At 68.7% G+C, this 15,494-nt stretch carries 15 protein-coding genes and 1 tRNA gene; 14 read left to right on the top strand and 2 right to left on the bottom strand.

The genetic code is table 11. The annotated features are described in order from the left end of the window. Positions 1 to 3 precede the first annotated feature (3 nt). The 11 genes from ACFWF2_RS26245 to ACFWF2_RS26195 all read left to right on the top strand — a co-directional run bounded on the left by ACFWF2_RS26245 (position 4) and on the right by ACFWF2_RS26195 (position 11,513). Entirely contained in the window at positions 4 to 1,542 is a 1,539-nt protein-coding gene (locus tag ACFWF2_RS26245) for an anthranilate synthase component I (protein ID WP_379310123.1), read from the top strand. Positions 1,543 to 1,612: 70 nt separating this feature from the next. Beyond that, positions 1,613 to 2,299 carry a TIGR02234 family membrane protein gene (locus ACFWF2_RS26240; protein WP_379310107.1) on the top strand — a complete coding sequence of 229 codons (687 nt, stop codon included), beginning with the start codon at positions 1,613 to 1,615 and terminating at the stop codon, positions 2,297 to 2,299. 172 nt (positions 2,300 to 2,471) lie between these two features. Beyond that, a complete protein-coding gene (gene trpC, locus ACFWF2_RS26235; protein WP_110040403.1) occupies positions 2,472 to 3,293 on the top strand; it encodes an indole-3-glycerol phosphate synthase TrpC in 822 nt (273 codons plus the stop codon). Then, positions 3,290 to 4,549, top strand: coding sequence for a tryptophan synthase subunit beta (gene trpB, locus ACFWF2_RS26230; protein ID WP_379310106.1), 1,260 nt, complete (start codon positions 3,290 to 3,292; stop codon positions 4,547 to 4,549). The genes trpC and trpB overlap by 4 nt, the downstream gene beginning before the upstream one ends. After that, a complete protein-coding gene (trpA, locus tag ACFWF2_RS26225; protein WP_379310104.1) occupies positions 4,546 to 5,346 on the top strand; it encodes a tryptophan synthase subunit alpha in 801 nt (266 codons plus the stop codon). The genes trpB and trpA overlap by 4 nt, the downstream gene beginning before the upstream one ends. A gap of 216 nt (positions 5,347 to 5,562) precedes the next feature. Further along, positions 5,563 to 6,660, top strand: coding sequence for a prolipoprotein diacylglyceryl transferase (gene lgt, locus ACFWF2_RS26220; RefSeq protein WP_379310102.1), 1,098 nt, complete (start codon positions 5,563 to 5,565; stop codon positions 6,658 to 6,660). 224 nt (positions 6,661 to 6,884) lie between these two features. Next, positions 6,885 to 7,418 (top strand): TM2 domain-containing protein, encoded by a 534-nt coding sequence (locus tag ACFWF2_RS26215; protein WP_379310101.1) that lies wholly within the window; start codon positions 6,885 to 6,887, stop codon positions 7,416 to 7,418. A 186-nt stretch (positions 7,419 to 7,604) separates the two neighbouring features. After that, a complete protein-coding gene (locus ACFWF2_RS26210; RefSeq protein ID WP_379310122.1) occupies positions 7,605 to 8,357 on the top strand; it encodes an amino acid ABC transporter substrate-binding protein in 753 nt (250 codons plus the stop codon). Between the two features lie 3 nt (positions 8,358 to 8,360). Further along, complete coding sequence (locus ACFWF2_RS26205; protein ID WP_379310100.1) at positions 8,361 to 9,032, top strand: amino acid ABC transporter permease; 672 nt, start codon at positions 8,361 to 8,363, stop codon at positions 9,030 to 9,032. A 145-nt stretch (positions 9,033 to 9,177) separates the two neighbouring features. Continuing rightward, on the top strand, positions 9,178 to 10,596 hold the full coding sequence (gene pyk / locus ACFWF2_RS26200; protein ID WP_379310099.1) for a pyruvate kinase: 1,419 nt from the start codon (positions 9,178 to 9,180) through the stop codon (positions 10,594 to 10,596). A gap of 47 nt (positions 10,597 to 10,643) precedes the next feature. Further along, positions 10,644 to 11,513 carry an acyl-CoA thioesterase gene (locus tag ACFWF2_RS26195; protein ID WP_379310121.1) on the top strand — a complete coding sequence of 290 codons (870 nt, stop codon included), beginning with the start codon at positions 10,644 to 10,646 and terminating at the stop codon, positions 11,511 to 11,513. Positions 11,514 to 11,522: 9 nt separating this feature from the next. On the opposite strand, the gene ACFWF2_RS26190 is transcribed toward ACFWF2_RS26195, so the two are convergent. Beyond that, a complete protein-coding gene (locus ACFWF2_RS26190) occupies positions 11,523 to 11,930 on the bottom strand; it encodes a hypothetical protein (RefSeq protein WP_379310098.1) in 408 nt (135 codons plus the stop codon). 95 nt (positions 11,931 to 12,025) lie between these two features. Beyond that, positions 12,026 to 12,646, bottom strand: coding sequence for a low molecular weight phosphatase family protein (locus ACFWF2_RS26185; protein WP_379310097.1), 621 nt, complete (start codon positions 12,644 to 12,646; stop codon positions 12,026 to 12,028). 426 nt (positions 12,647 to 13,072) lie between these two features. On the opposite strand from ACFWF2_RS26185, the gene ACFWF2_RS26180 reads away from it, so the two are divergent. The 3 genes from ACFWF2_RS26180 to ACFWF2_RS26170 all read left to right on the top strand — a co-directional run bounded on the left by ACFWF2_RS26180 (position 13,073) and on the right by ACFWF2_RS26170 (position 15,449). Continuing rightward, a tRNA-Leu gene (locus tag ACFWF2_RS26180) sits at positions 13,073 to 13,159 on the top strand. 241 nt (positions 13,160 to 13,400) lie between these two features. After that, positions 13,401 to 14,018: an ANTAR domain-containing response regulator gene (locus tag ACFWF2_RS26175; RefSeq protein ID WP_189033992.1), complete on the top strand. Its 618-nt coding sequence runs from the start codon at positions 13,401 to 13,403 to the stop codon at positions 14,016 to 14,018. Between the two features lie 273 nt (positions 14,019 to 14,291). Beyond that, entirely contained in the window at positions 14,292 to 15,449 is a 1,158-nt protein-coding gene (locus ACFWF2_RS26170) for a branched-chain amino acid ABC transporter substrate-binding protein (protein WP_379310096.1), read from the top strand. Positions 15,450 to 15,494: the final 45 nt, after the last annotated feature.

Genomic DNA, 15,494 nt, shown 5'->3' with positions numbered 1-15,494 from the left:
TTCATGCAGGGCGCGTCGACACCAACCACCACGACCCGCGACCAGTTCCGGCTGCTCGCCGCCGAGCACCGGGTCGTCCCGGTGACCCGAAAGGTGCTGGCGGACTCCGAAACTCCGCTTTCGGCCTACCGCAAGCTGGCCGACGACCGGCCGGGCACCTTCCTGTTCGAGTCCGCCGAGAACGGGCGATCGTGGTCGCGCTGGTCGTTCATCGGCGCGGGCAGTCCGTCGGCGCTGACCGTCGTCGACGGCGAGGCGACCTGGCTCGGCGCGGTACCGGCCGACGCTCCCTCCGGCGGTGATCCGCTGCGCGCGCTGCACGAGACCCTCGAACTGCTGCGCACCGAGCGCCTGCCCGGTCTGCCGCCGCTGACCGGCGGCCTGGTCGGCTACCTCGGCTACGACGCGGTGCGCCGGATCGAACGGCTGCCCGAGCTGGCCACCGACGATCTGCAACTGCCCGAACTCGTCCTGATGCTGGCCACCGACCTGGCCGCGTTCGACCACCACGAGGGCGCGATCACCCTCATCGCCAACGCGGTGAACTGGAACGGCACCGACGAGAACGCCGACGCCGCCTACGACGACGCCGTCGCCCGGCTCGACCGGATGACCGCCGCGCTGGCCACGCCTGCGCCGTCGACGGTGTCGGTCTTCGACCAGCCGGAGCCACAGTTCCTGCGCAGGCGCACGACCGAGGAATTCGGTGCGGGCGTGCTGCGGCTGATCAAGGAGATCGAGGCGGGCGAGGCGTTCCAGGTGGTGCTCTCGCAGCGCTTCGAGATGGACTACACCGGCTCGCCGCTGGCTGTGTACCGGATGCTGCGGGCCTCGAACCCGAGCCCGTACATGTACCTGATGCACATCCCCGACGGCGACGGCGGCACCGCGTTCTCGATCGTCGGCTCCAGCCCCGAATCGCTGGTCACCGTGAAGGACGGGGTCGCAACGACCCATCCGATCGCGGGCACCCGCTGGCGCGGGCACAGCGCCGAGGACGACATCCTGCTCGAGAAGGACCTCCTCGCCGACGAGAAGGAGAACGCCGAGCACCTGATGCTCGTCGACCTGGGTCGCAACGACCTGGGCCGGGTCTGCCGCCCCGGCACCGTGCGGGTCACCCAGTACCGCCACGTCGAGCGCTACAGCCACGTCATGCACCTGGTCTCGACGGTGTCCGGGCAGCTCGCCGAGGGCAAGATCGCGCTCGACGCGGTGCAGGCCTGCTTCCCGGCCGGCACATTGTCGGGCGCGCCGAAGGTGCGGGCGATGGAGCTGATCGAGGAGCTGGAACCGACCAGGCGCGGCATCTACGGCGGCGTCGTCGGCTACCTCGACTTCGCCGGTGACGCCGACACCGCCATCGCCATCCGCACCGCGCTGCTCAAGGACGGCACGGCCTACGTGCAGGCCGGTGCGGGCGTGGTCGCCGACTCCGATCCGGTCTACGAGGACACCGAGGCCCGCAACAAGGCCATGGCGGTGCTCAAGGCGATCGCGGCGGCCCAGACCCTGCGCACCTACGAGGGCGGCCTGGCATGAGCGGTCAGCGCCCGGAGGAGGCAGCTTGCGTAACCACGCAGGGCGCCCGAGCATGCCGAATGGAGACAGCATGACCGACGCTGCCGCCCCCGCGCCCGCCGCCAAACCGGTCGTCCCGGTGGCGCTGCTGGCGCTGGCGGCGGCGGGGCTGTGGGCGTCGTCGCGGATGACCTGGGTGACGGTGCACTCCGCCGACGGGCTCACCGAACCGCGCACCGACGATCTCGACGGCGCCACCTGGTTCGGCGCGCTCACCCCGCTGGCGCTGGTGCTGGTCGCCTCGATCGCCGCGGTGTTCGCGGTGAAGGGCGGACTGCGCCAGCTGCTCGGCGTGGTGATCGCGGTGGTCGCCGCGGTCGCCGCCGTGCCGGGGTTCGCGCTGGTCGTGGGGGAGGGCCGGACCGCGGAGCGGGCGGGCCAGCTGGCCGAGCTGCCGGTGCGCGCCGTCGTCAGCAGCGCCGACGTGCACCCGGCGCCCGCGGTGCTATCGATCGTCGCGGCGGCGCTCGCGCTGTTCGCCGGAGTCCTGCTCACCCGCCGGACCGGGGAGAACGCCCAGCTCTCCGGCGCCTACGACAACCCGGTCTTCCGGCGTGCCGACGCCAGCGCCCAGGTGAGCAAGCAGCGCGACGAGACCGGCACCGCGGCGCCGCTGTCGGACCGCGTGCTGTGGGACGCGCTCGACGCGGGCACCGACCCGACCGACACCGCCGAGGGACCGGACGACGACGGCAAGTCGCCCGGCGGCACGCCGTGACCCGCCACGGATCCACCACAGTGACGCCGGCCTGCTCCGCGGCAGTGACCCCCGGCACCCCCGCCGCAGTGACACGCGCGGCGGCCATTTATTCTTGTCCAGCATCGGTGAGACAGCGCCTGAGGGGACTCTCAGGTGAGAAGTTCGTCTCCCCAGAAAGGATTCGAGCCAGATGACGGTACTCGACTCGATTCTCGACGGGGTTCGGGCGGATGTTGCCGCTCGCGAAGCCCTCCTCGATTTTCAGGCGATCAAAGCCGCAGCGGCCGCCGCCAAGGCGCCGCTGAACGCGGCCGCCGCGTTGCACGAGGACGGGATCGGTGTCATCGCCGAGGTGAAGCGTGCCAGCCCCTCCAAGGGCGCGCTGGCCGACATCCCGGACCCGGCCGTCCTGGCCAAGGCCTACGAAGACGGTGGCGCGCGCATCATCAGCGTGCTCACCGAGGGCCGCCGCTTCGGTGGTTCGCTCGACGACCTCGATGCCGTCCGCGCCGCCGTGAACATCCCGGTCCTGCGCAAGGACTTCGTCGTCGGCCCGTACCAGATCCACGAGGCCCGTGCCCACGGCGCCGACGTGATCCTGCTGATCGTTGCCGCGCTCGAGCAGGACGTGCTGTCCTCGCTGATCGACCGCACCGAATCACTGGGCATGACCGCCCTGGTAGAAGTGCACACCGAGGAAGAGGCCGATCGCGCGCTGGAGGCGGGCGCGTCGGTGATCGGTGTCAACGCGCGCAACCTCAAGACCCTGGAAGTGGACCGCGACGTCTTCGCGCGGATCGCCCCCGGCCTGCCGTCGGAGGTCATCCGGGTCGCCGAGTCCGGCATCCGCGGTACCGCCGACCTGCTGGCCTACGCCGGCGCGGGCGCCGACGCGGTGCTCGTCGGCGAGGGCCTGGTGACCAGCGGCAACCCGCGCGCGGCGGTGTCGGAGCTGGTGACCGCGGGCACGCACCCGTCCTGCCCGAAGCCGGCGAGGCGGAGCATCCGGTGAGCGCTCTGCCCCAGGCCAGTGCGGGCGTCGCCCAGCACAGCGACTACGAACCCGACGCGGGTGGCCACTTCGGCGTCTACGGCGGACGGCACGTCCCCGAGGCGCTGATGGCGGTGATCGAGGAGGTCACCGCCGAGTACGACAAGGTCCGCTCCGACCACAGCTTCCTCGACGAGCTCGACCGGCTGCAGCGCGACTACACCGGGCGTCCCTCGCCGGTGTTCGAGTGCCTCAACCTGGCCGAGCACGCGGGCGGCGCGCGGATCTTCCTCAAGCGCGAGGACCTCAACCACACCGGCTCGCACAAGATCAACAATGTGCTCGGCCAGGCGCTGCTCGCCAAGCGGATGGGCAAGACCCGCGTCATCGCCGAGACCGGTGCCGGCCAGCACGGCGTCGCGACCGCGACCGCGTGCGCGCTGCTCGGCCTGGACTGCGTGATCTACATGGGCGCGGTCGACACCGCCCGTCAGGCGCTGAACGTGGCCCGCATGCGGCTGCTCGGCGCCGAGGTGATCTCGGTGACCACCGGCTCGCAGACCCTCAAGGACGCCATCAACGAGGCGCTGCGCGACTGGGTCTCCAACGCCGACGACACCTACTACTGCTTCGGCACCGCCGCGGGCCCGCACCCGTTCCCGCTGATGGTGCGCGATTTCCAGCGCATCATCGGGATCGAGTCGCGTCAGCAGATCCAGGAGCGCACGAACAGGCTGCCTGACGCGGTCGTCGCCTGCGTCGGCGGCGGTTCCAACGCCATCGGCATCTTCCACGCCTTCATCCCCGACGCGGGCGTGCGGCTGATCGGGTACGAGGCGGCCGGTGACGGCGTCGAGACCGGTCGGCACGCGGCCACCTTCACCGGTGGCACGCCGGGCGCGTTCCAGGGTGCCTACTCGTACCTGCTGCAGGACGAGGACGGCCAGACCATCGAATCGCATTCGATCTCGGCCGGTCTCGACTATCCGGGCGTCGGCCCCGAGCACGCCCACCTCAAGGACATCGGGCGCGCCGAGTACGAGCCGATCACCGACGTCGAGGCGATGGACGCGCTGCTGCTGCTCTCGCGCTCGGAGGGCATCATCCCGGCGATCGAGTCCGCGCATGCCGTGGCCGGTGCGCTGAAGCTCGGCAAGGAACTCGGCAAGGGCGCGATCATCCTGGTCAACCTGTCCGGTCGCGGCGACAAGGACATGGACACCGCGGGCCGCTGGTTCGGTCTGTTCGACGACGCCGCCGAGGAGAACGAGCAGTGAGTCAGCAGTCCCGTCTGGCCAACACCTTCGCCGCCGCGCGCGCGGAGAACAGGGCCGCCCTGATCGGCTACCTCCCCGCGGGCTACCCCGATCTGGCCGGTTCCATCGACGTGTGCAAGGCCATGGTCGAATCCGGTTGCGACATCATCGAAGTCGGCGTGGCGTACTCCGACCCGGTGATGGACGGCCCGACCATCCAGGCCGCCGCCGAGCAGGCGCTGCGCGGTGGCGTGCGGGTGCGCGACGTGTTCTCCGTCGTCGAGGCGATCACCGACGCCGGTGGTCAGGCCGTGGTGATGAGCTACTGGAACCCGGTGCTCCAGTACGGCGTCGACACCTTCTCCCGCGACCTGGCCGCGGCCGGTGGCGCCGGCATCATCACGCCGAACCTGATCCCCGACGAGGCCGACGACTGGTTCATCGCCTCGGCCACACACAACCTGGACCGCATCTTCCTTGTCGCGCCGTCGTCGACCGAGGAGCGCCTGGTGAAGACGCTGGAGGCCTCGCGTGGATTCATCTACGCCGCCTCGACCATGGGTGTGACCGGCGCGCGTGACGTGGTCTCCTCGGCCGCGCCCGCGCTGTGCGCGCGGGTCCGCGCGCATTCCGACATCCCGATCGGCGTCGGCCTGGGCGTGCGCTCGGGTGCCCAGGCCGCCGAGATCGCCGCGTACGCCGACGGCGTGATCGTCGGATCGGCGCTGGTGACGGCCGCGGCCGAGGGTCTCGACGCCGTACGCGCCCTGACCAGCGAGCTCGCCGAAGGCGTGCGCTCGGCGACCGTCCGCACCTAGCGGTTCCGCCTCTCCGCGACTTCTGGCCAGATCTAGGCGCGGAGCCGGTCGGCCACGCGGCCGCCGGTCGGGCGGGAGCCCGGGGTAGCCCGTCCCCGGTGAGTTACCCATGTTCTCGCGAAATGGGTTGCGCAGGGCATGTATCGGTGCCCTCGTCATGTGGTGGACCCCTGACGTCAGGGTCACGGTCACTCCTTGGTACGCCACTGAACTAACGTGGGGGCCGTGAACTCAGTCCTGGCCTACCTTCCGAGTCCGCCGCAGGGTGTCTGGCAACTCGGGCCCTTCCCGCTCCGGGCATACGCGCTGTTCATCATTCTCGGCATCGTCGTCGCCATCTGGTGGGGTGAGCGCCGGTGGCAACAGCGTGGCGGCCAGCAGGGCGCTGTGCTCGACGTCGCGATGTTCGCGGTGCCGTTCGGCCTGATCGGCGGCCGGCTGTACCACGTGGCCACCGACTGGCAGAAGTACTTCGGCCCCGGCAAGCACCCGATCGAGGCGCTCTACATCTGGCAGGGCGGCCTCGGCATCTGGGGCGCGGTGTTCCTCGGCGGCATCGGCGCCTGGATCGGCTGCCGGGTCTACAAGATCCCGCTGCCCCCGCTCGGCGACGCGATCGCGCCCGCGGTGCTGCTCGCGCAGGCGATCGGCCGTCTCGGCAACTACTTCAACCAGGAGCTCTACGGCCGCACCACCGAGGTGCCGTGGGGCCTCGAGATCTACGAGCGCTTCGACGCGGAGACCGGCGCGCGCGACATGATGAACGGCGTGTCGACCGGCCGGGTACTCGAGGTCGTGCACCCGACGTTCCTGTACGAGCTGGTGTGGAACGTGCTGGTCGTCGTCGCGCTGGTGCAGCTGGACAAGCGCTACAAGATCGGCCACGGCCGCCTGTTCGCGCTCTACGTCGCCGGCTACAGCTTCGGGCGCTTCTTCGTCGAGCTGATGCGCAGCGACGAAGCCACCCATATCCTCGGCATCAGGATCAACTCGTTCACCGCCGCCCTCGTATTCCTCGGCGCCATGGCCTATTTCGCGCTGGCGACCAAGGGCCGCGAGACACCGGCGCAGCTGCAGCCCGGTGGTGAGCCGCGGCCGTGGCCGTGGCAGTTCTCGGCGCTGCGTGCCGCCGGGGCGGCGGGCAAGTCCACCGAGGCAACGGATTCCACCGAGGACACCGCGAAGGACTCCGCCGATGACGCGGCCGACGGCGCCGACGCCGAGCCGGAGCTGAAGAAGACCGACCCGGCGCCGACCGCCGACGACGCGGCAGACACCGCTGAGCCGGAGCAATCCGGCGCGAAGAAGGCCTGATCGACAGCTTTCGACTCGAGTACGACGGGCGTCCGGCAACATTCCGGGCGCCCGTCGCGATATTCCGGGCAGAGTGTCGAGGACCGATCGTGGGGGCCCGAGGAGACAACGGCCGGTCCTTATGACCACAATGACCGGTGATCGTCGCGGGCGCACCGCCGTTCGGCCGATCGCCACTGGCCGGGGGCCACGACGGGTACCCGCACGAATGATGGAGGACATGAGTGACCGACCCCTACAACCCCAATCCCCAGTACGGCCCCGACCTGAGCAAGCAGCCCGACTCCGGCTCCCAGCCGCAGTACGGCCAGCCCGCCTACGGCCAGCCCTCGGATCCGTACGCGCAGCAGCCGGGCTACGGCCAGCAGCAGCCGGGGTACGGTCAGCCGCAGTACGGCCAGCCCCAGTACGGTCAGCCCGCCGACCCGTACGCCCAGCCGCAGCCCGTCTACGGCGCCGCGCCGTACGGCGCCATGCCGCAGGGCTACAACCCGGCCGATCCGGAAGCGCCGTACGGCCGTGACATGTACGGCGTCCCGTTCTCGGACAAGCAGAAGCTGATGGCCGGTCTGCTGGAGATCTTCCTCGGCAGCTTCGGTGTCGGCCGTTTCTACCTGGGCTACACCGGTCTGGGCATCGCCCAGATCGCGGTCGTCTGGCTGACCTGTGGCATCGGCGCCATCTGGCCGCTGATCGACGGCATCATGATGCTCACCGGCAAGGTGCCCGACGCGCAGGGCCGTCCGCTGCGCGACTGATCGCCCGGCACCGTCGAACGGGTGCTCCGCGTCGCGCGGAGTGCCCGTTTCTCGAATAAGCTCAGTGTGTTTCCCCACCGGAATTGCGATCACGGTGAGCGATACTCTGTCTCCGTCTGTGGTGGCGCCGTAGCGTCGCTTGGCCTGCGCGTGCCCTGATGCGCGCAGCGAAGGAAGGGATTGACCGTGCGCAAACTGCTTGCCGCCGCCGTACTCGCCGTTGTCGCCGCGACGGGTCTGTCGGCCTGCTCGTCCGATGCCGACCCGAATGTGCTGAAGGTGGGCACCGAAGGCACCTACGCGCCGTTCAGCTACCAGGACAGCGGCACGCTGACCGGTTACGACGTCGAGGTCGCGCGGGCGATCGGCGAGAAGCTCGGCAAGCGGGTGGAATTCGTGCAGACGCCGTGGGACTCGATCTTCGCCGGGCTGGAGTCCAAGCGCTTCGATCTGGTCGCCAACCAGGTCACCGTCAACCCCGAGCGCACGGCCAAGTACTCGCTGTCGCAGCCGTACACGACCTCCGAGGGCGTGATCGTCACCAAGGCCGACAACACCACCATCACCTCGCTGGCCGATCTGTCGGGCAAGACCACCGCGCAGTCCGCGACCAGCAACTGGAGCAAGGTCGCCGCGGGCGCCGGTGCGAAAGTCGAAGCGGTGGAAGGCTTCGTGCAGGCGGTGCAGCTGCTGAAGGCCGGTCGCGTCGACGCCACGGTCAACGACACCCTGGCGGTCGGTGAGTACACCAAGAAGACCGGCGACACCGGCATCAAGATCGCGGCCAGGACCGGTGAGACCAGCAAGCAGGCCTTCGCCGCCCGGAAGGACGACGCGGCGCTGATCGCCGATATCGACAAGGCGCTCGAACAGCTGCGCGCCGACGGCACGCTGACCAGGCTGTCGGAGAAGTACTTCGGCACCGACGTCAGCAAGTAGCGGATGGATCCCGCAACCAGGGAGCTGATCTGGCACAACCTGTGGCCGATGCTGAAGGCCACGGTGACCGCGACGCTGCCGCTGACGGCGATCAGTTTCGTCATCGGCCTGGCGATCGCGGTCGGGGTCGCGCTGGCGCGGATGTCGTCGAAGCGGGTGCTGTCACTGCCCGCCCGCTTCTACATCTCGATCATCCGCGGCACCCCGCTGCTGGTGCAGCTGTTCATCGTGTTCTACGCGCTGCCGCAGTTCGGGATCGTCATCGACCCGTTCCCGGCGGCGGTGATCGCGTTCAGCCTCAATGTCGGCGGGTACGCCGCGGAGGTGGTGCGCTCGGCGATCCTGAGCGTCGCCCACGGGCAGTGGGAGGCGGCCGAGTCGCTGGGCATGACCTACCCGCAGACGCTCTGGTACGTCGTCTTCCCGCAGGCGTCCCGGATCGCGGTACCGCCGCTGTCGAACACGCTCATCTCCCTGGTGAAGGACACCTCGCTGGCCTCGACCATCCTGGTCACCGAACTGCTGCGCACCGCCCAGCTGGCGGCCGCGCCCACCTTCGACTTCTTCGCCCTCTACGGCGTCGCGGCACTCTACTACTGGGTCATCTGCCTGATCCTCGGTGTCGGCCAGACCCGCCTGGAAACGCGGCTGTCGAGGCACGTCGCCGTTCGGTGACAACCGATTTCGTGAACACCTGGGTAACTCGCCGGGAACGCCCGGCCCATGCCCCGCCGATATCCGCCGGTCCGGTCGAGTAGGGGCCTTGCACCCCCGACCGGCGAAGTACGCGGAGCGGCGGGACAGTACTAGGCTTGCCGGTGTGATGCGACGGACGAAGATTGTGTGCACCCTCGGACCGGCTACGGCCACCCAGGACCGTATTCGTGAGCTCGTCGAAAGCGGCATGGATGTGGCCCGGCTGAACTTCAGCCACGGTGAGCACGCCGACCATGCCGACAACTACAAGATGGTCCGCGCGGCCTCGGACGAGACCGGTCGCGCGGTCGGCATCCTCGCCGACCTGCAGGGCCCCAAGATCCGCCTCGGCCGGTTCACCGACGGCCGCACCACCTGGGCCAACGGCGAGCAGGTGCGGATCACCGTCGACGACGTCGACGGCACCCACGACCGTGTCTCGACCACCTACAAGCAGCTCGCGCAGGACGCCAAGGCAGGCGACCGCCTGCTCGTCGACGACGGCAAGGTCGGCCTGACGGTGGAGAGCATCGACGGCAACGACGTCGTCTGCCGGGTCACCGAGGGTGGCCCCGTGAGCAACAACAAGGGCCTGTCGCTGCCCGGCATGGACGTGTCGGTGCCCGCCCTGTCCGAGAAGGACATCGAAGACCTCGAATTCGCCCTGAAGCTGGGCGTGGACTTCATCGCGCTGTCGTTCGTGCGCTCGCCGTCCGACATCGAGCTGGTGCACGACATCATGGACAAGGCAGGCCGCCGGGTGCCGGTCATCGCCAAGCTGGAGAAGCCGGAGGCGATCGACAACCTCGAGGCGATCGTGCTCGCCTTCGACGCGGTGATGGTCGCCCGCGGCGACCTCGGCGTCGAGCTGCCGCTCGAGCAGGTCCCGCTGGTGCAGAAGCGGGCCATCCAGATGGCGCGCGAGAACGCCAAGCCGGTCATCGTCGCGACCCAGATGCTGGAGTCGATGATCGAGAACTCCCGCCCGACCCGCGCCGAGGCCTCCGACGTCGCCAACGCGGTGCTCGACGGCGCCGACGCGGTGATGCTCTCGGGAGAGACCTCCGTCGGTGCGTGGCCGATCGACGCGGTGCGCACCATGAGCCGCATCGTCACCGCGGTGGAGTCCGAGACGCACCGGGTGCCACCGCTGACCCACGTCCCGCGCACCAAGCGTGGCGTGATCTCCTACGCCGCCCGCGACATCGGCGAGCGGCTCAACGCCAAGGCCCTGGTGGCCTTCACCCAGTCCGGTGACACCGTGCGCCGCCTGGCCCGCCTGCACACCCCGCTGCCGCTGCTGGCGTTCACCCCGCTGCCGGAGGTGCGCAGCCAGCTGACGCTGACCTGGGGCACCGAGACCTTCATCGTGCCGATGGTGCAGAGCACCGACGCGATGATTCATCAGGTCGACCAGGCGCTGTTGTCGATGGATCGGTACCGCAAGGGTGACCTGGTGGTCATCGTGGCCGGTTCCCCGCCGGGTACCGTCGGTTCCACCAACCTGATCCACGTTCATCGCATCGGCGAGGAGGACCACTAGTCGTGAGTAGTTCGGCAGGCCGACAAGCCCAGGTCGAGGTCGAGACCATGCACGACGAGCCGTCCCCCGATCTGCGGGTGCTGCTCGACCTGCTCGACCTCGAACCGATCGGCGAGGACGTCTTCCTCGGCAACCATCCCGAGAAGGTGTGGAGCCGCACCTTCGGCGGGCAGCTGGTGTCGCAGGCGATCGTCGCTGCCGGACGCACCGCCGGTGAGCGGCCGCTGCACGCGATCAACGCGCATTTCGTGCGCGGTGGCGACGTGAAGAAGCCGATCGAGTACCACGTGCAGCGGCATCGCGACGGCCGCGCGCTCGCGAACCGGACGGTCACCGCCAGCCAGGACGGCCAGGAGCTGTTCGTCATGCTGGCGGCGTTCCAGGACTGGGGCAAGGGCCTCGAGCACGCCCACGAGGGCCCGCAGGTGCCCGATCCGGAGACGCTGCCCCGGATCGAGGAGAGCTTCGCCGGCTTCGAGGACAAGCTGGAGATGTTCATCAACGCCCCGCACCCGGTCGACATGCGCTACACCAACGATCCGGCGTGGATCCTCAAGGGCACCGGCGAGAAGCTCAACCACAACCGCGTGTGGATGCGCACCGACGGCGCGCTGCCCGACGATCCGCTGCTGCACGTGGCCGCGCTGGGCTACTCCTCCGACACCACCGTGCTCGATTCGATCATCACCACGCACGGATTGTCGTGGGGTCTGGACCGGATCCTGGCGGCCACGGTGAACCATTCGATCTGGTTCCATCGCCCGTTCCGCTTCGACGACTGGACCCTCTACGCCACCGAATCACCGGTCGCGGCCGGCTCGCGTGGCCTGGCGACCGGCCGATTCTATTCGCGCAGTGGGGAATTGCTCGCGACCACGGTCCAGGAAGGCGTCATCCGGCACTTCCCGGCCCGCTGAGCGAGCGCCTCAGCGGTGTTCGCGGTCGAGTTCGAGCTCGACATCGGTGCGCTGGTGGGCGCGCAGCACGAACGGGACGGCGTCGGTGGCCGCGCCGTACACCGCCAGCGCCAGGCCGTGCTCGAGGCCGGCGATATCGGTGTCGGTGAGGTCGGCCGGATCGCCGACCAGGCTTAGCGCGATCTCGGAGGTGGTCTCGGCGCCCGGTTCGGCGCCGGGATGCGCACCGCGCCAGTGTGATTCGAGTTCCTGATGAACGGGATCGGCCGCGTCGACGGGCAGGGTGAACCGCCAGGCGAACACGTCGCGGTCCTGGAGGTGGTCGTCGAGGACCGTCCGGACACTGGCGACGATGCGGTCGAGAATTTCCGGTGTCACATACACATGGAGCGAAACATCCGAAATGCGTTTCGGCATGTCTGAAGTTCCTGTCGTGTGTCGAACCAGCAAGGGGAACAGCATGTCCGCGCCGAAGTGTAATCCCTCGGGCCCTCCGGCGAACAGTCTTGCGTTCAGCGCCTGCGCTGGGCGGCCAGAAATGCCGAGAGCGGACGCGCGGGCGCCGGTTCGATGACCAGCCCGGGGCGCTCGTCGTTGCCGGTGAGTGTGGTTTGCTCGTGCGGCGCGAGCGCCTCCAACAGGGGGAAAAGCAGGTCGGCGATCTTGTCGCCGACCTCGAGGAAGGCCTCGGGGGACAGGCCGATCGGGTCGGCGATGTTCTCCCGGCCGACGTAGGCCAGATCGTTGCGGGCGCGGTCCAGTGCGGCAATGGATTTCGCGCCCGTGACCTTGGCGATGCGGTGCGCCTCGGCGAGGGCGAAAGTGCGCGGCGCGACGCCGAAGGCGAGCTCGGCCACCTGATCACGCAGCGATTCGGTCATCGCGAGTACCAGGTCGGCGCGGTCGACCATCTCGGGCTTGAGTTTGCGTGCCTTGAATCCGGTGGCGTCACCGCCGAGGCTGGCGATGGTCTCCGCGGCCAGCGGTTCCGGTGGGAAGCCGACCAGCGCGCGCGTCCCCGCGCTCTCCGCGGTCAGCCCGGGTAGGCCGTTGTCCGCCGCGAACGCCCGAGTGAGCCGCTCGGCGATCACCGATCGGCAGACGTTGGAGTTGCAGACGAACAACACGTGCATACCGATACCGTAATCGGGTCGATTGTCGTGTAGTGGGTCAGAATTACAACCATCACAGGCGCGGCGCTACTTATTCACCTCTCGGTTGAATCCTGTACATGAATGCGGTGCGAAATCCGTTGTGCGTGACCGTGATACCCGCGAGATATGAACCGGAAACCTGCGAGCGATATGTGTCGATCGTCACTCTTTTGCGGTGTAATAATTCGATTCGGTAATAACCGGCGGCGCTGAGGGTGCGGCGCCGTGCGCCCGGCCGCGAGTGGGAACATCCGGCCACGCACGGGCGCCTCGGGGGGCGGACGCGGCCCGCCGGCCGAGGTGCCACCGGCGCGTGCCGAGCTGGTGCGACGACGTGGCCGTTCACGCGGGTTCGACCGGCGGTTCGCTTCCCGGCGCGCCGAGGCGCTATAGTGACCGCGGTGCGCCGGGTTGGCGGAACTGGCAGACGCGACGGTCTCAAAAACCGTTGTCCGAAAGGACGTGTGGGTTCGAGTCCCACACTCGGCACCACGGCGGTAGCGCGGCATCGGCCGCGCTCCGCGGGGGAGTATCGGTCGCGGGGTGTGCGCGACGTCACCGCGCTCGCGTTCACCGGCGGTTTCGGACCGCTCACTGCATTCTGTGCGGAAGCGAAAGGTACTCTTTACATCACTCGGTCACCCACGACGGGTTCCCGGCCGGCTCGCCCGGTTGGTGCCGTCGTCTGTCGTGGTGTGATCGACAGGCATCGGAATCCAGAGGGGTCGAACCTATGAGCACGAATGCAGCGGGCGCCGGCGCTACGCGTGAGGCCGCGGCCAAGCGCGTCGTCGTCGCCGAGGACGAGGCCCTCATCCGGATGGACCTTGTGGAGATGCTCAAGGAAGAGGGCTACGAGGTTGTCGGTGAGGCGGGCGACGGTCAGCAGGCCGTCGAGCTGGCCGAGGAGATGCGCCCCGATCTGGTGATCATGGACGTGAAGATGCCGCGCCGCGACGGCATCGACGCCGCCGCCGAGATCGCGTCGAAACGTGTTGCGCCCGTGGTGATCCTGACCGCGTTCAGTCAGCGCGACCTGGTCGAGCGGGCTCGCGACGCCGGCGCGATGGCCTATCTGGTCAAGCCGTTCACCAAATCCGATCTGGTGCCCGCGATCGAACTCGCGGCGAGCCGTTTCCACGAAATCACCGCGCTGGAAACAGAAGTCGCGAATCTGTCGGACCGGTTGGAGACGCGCAAACTGGTCGAGCGGGCCAAGGGTGTGCTCATGCAGACCCAGGGCCTGTCGGAACCGCAGGCGTTCAAATGGATTCAGCGCACCGCGATGGATCGGCGCACGACCATGAAGGCGGTCGCCGAAGTCGTGCTGGAGAACCTCACCCCGCAGTGACGCCGGAACGCGCCGCTTCGGGTCCCGCGTCGAAAGCCGAAAAACTTTACGTAAGCGAAACAATAATGTGAACTACGACTGGACTCGAAGCGTCCGACATGATGCGAATGTGATGCGGATCTAACAAACCGGCGATATGTTCTGTCCGGGCTGAACGTGGTCGGCCCCCTCGGTGACCCCGGGGAGCACAGGACATAGAGGTGAGACGTGCTCAGTTCGACATGGCGCAGTCGTTCGACGCGAGGAGTTCTGGTAATCGGAGCTGCCGCGTCGTTGGTGTTGTCCGGATGCAGCGACAAGTCGTCCGACGGCGGCGGTGGCGGCAACACCGATCTCTCGATCCAGCCGGTAGTTCAGCTCGACACCCAGGGTAAGGCCGTCGCGCAGACCGACGCGGGCGCGGCCGCCGATCCCGCGGGTGACGGCAAGGCCAAGTGCGCGCCCCAGACCATCGCGATGGCGGGCCCGCTGACCGGCGGTAACGCCGCGCTCGGCATCAACATCATCAACGGCGTCAAGCTGGCGCTCGACCAGCACAACAAGGCCAACCCGGATTGTCAGGTGTCGGTCAAGCAGTTCGACACCGAGGGCAAGCCGCAGATCGCCAGCCAGGTGATCCCGACGATCGTCAGCGATCCCAGCATCGTCGCGCTGGTCGGCCCCACCTTCTCGGGTGAGACCAAGGCGACCGGCCAGATCCTCAGCGAGGCGGGCATGCCCACGCTGACCGCATCGGCCACCAACCCGACGCTGACCCAGAACGGCTGGAAGACCTTCTTCCGCGGCCTTGGCAACGACGACTCGCAGGGCCCGGCCGTCGCCAACTACCTGACCGGCGAGAAGGGCTACAAGAAGATCTGCGTCGTGCAGGACAACACCGACTACGGCGCCGGTCTGGCCAAGGCGTTCAACACCGCCGCAGGCCCGGCCGCCGACGCGTCCTGCGCGGTCAGCGTCAAGGAAGGTGACAAAGACTTCTCGGCCGCGGTGTCGAAGCTGTCCGCGGCCAAGCCCGACGCCATCTTCTACGCCGGTTACTACGCGGAGGCGGCACCGTTCGTGCAGCAGCTGCGGTCCGGCGGCGTGACCGCGACCTTCGTCTCCGCCGACGGCAGCAACGACCCCGAGTTCGTGCGCCAGGCCGGTAGCTCCTCGGAGAGCGCGCTGCTGTCGTGCCCGTGCAGCCCGGCGCCGGAGAAGTTCGCGACCGAGTACAAGGCGCTCAACGGCCAGGCGCCCGGCGTCTACTCCGTCGAGGGCTACGACCTGACCACGATCCTGCTCAAGGGCATCGACTCGGGCAAGGTCACCCGCGCCGAGCTCGTCGACTACGTCCGTAACTACAACGGCACCGGTGTCGCCCGCCAGTACCAGTGGAGCGGGACCGGCGAGCTGGCCAACATCCAGATCTGGATGTACGAGGTCAAGTAGTCCCCACGAGAGTGTGTAGCGGTGCGCGTGGCCATGCCACGCGCC

This window comes from Nocardia sp. NPDC060259 (genome assembly GCF_042728775.1).
Lineage (GTDB): Bacteria > Actinomycetota > Actinomycetes > Mycobacteriales > Mycobacteriaceae > Nocardia.
The sequence above is the reverse complement of the archived record's forward strand: the minus strand, read 5'-3'. Positions and strand labels throughout refer to the sequence as shown.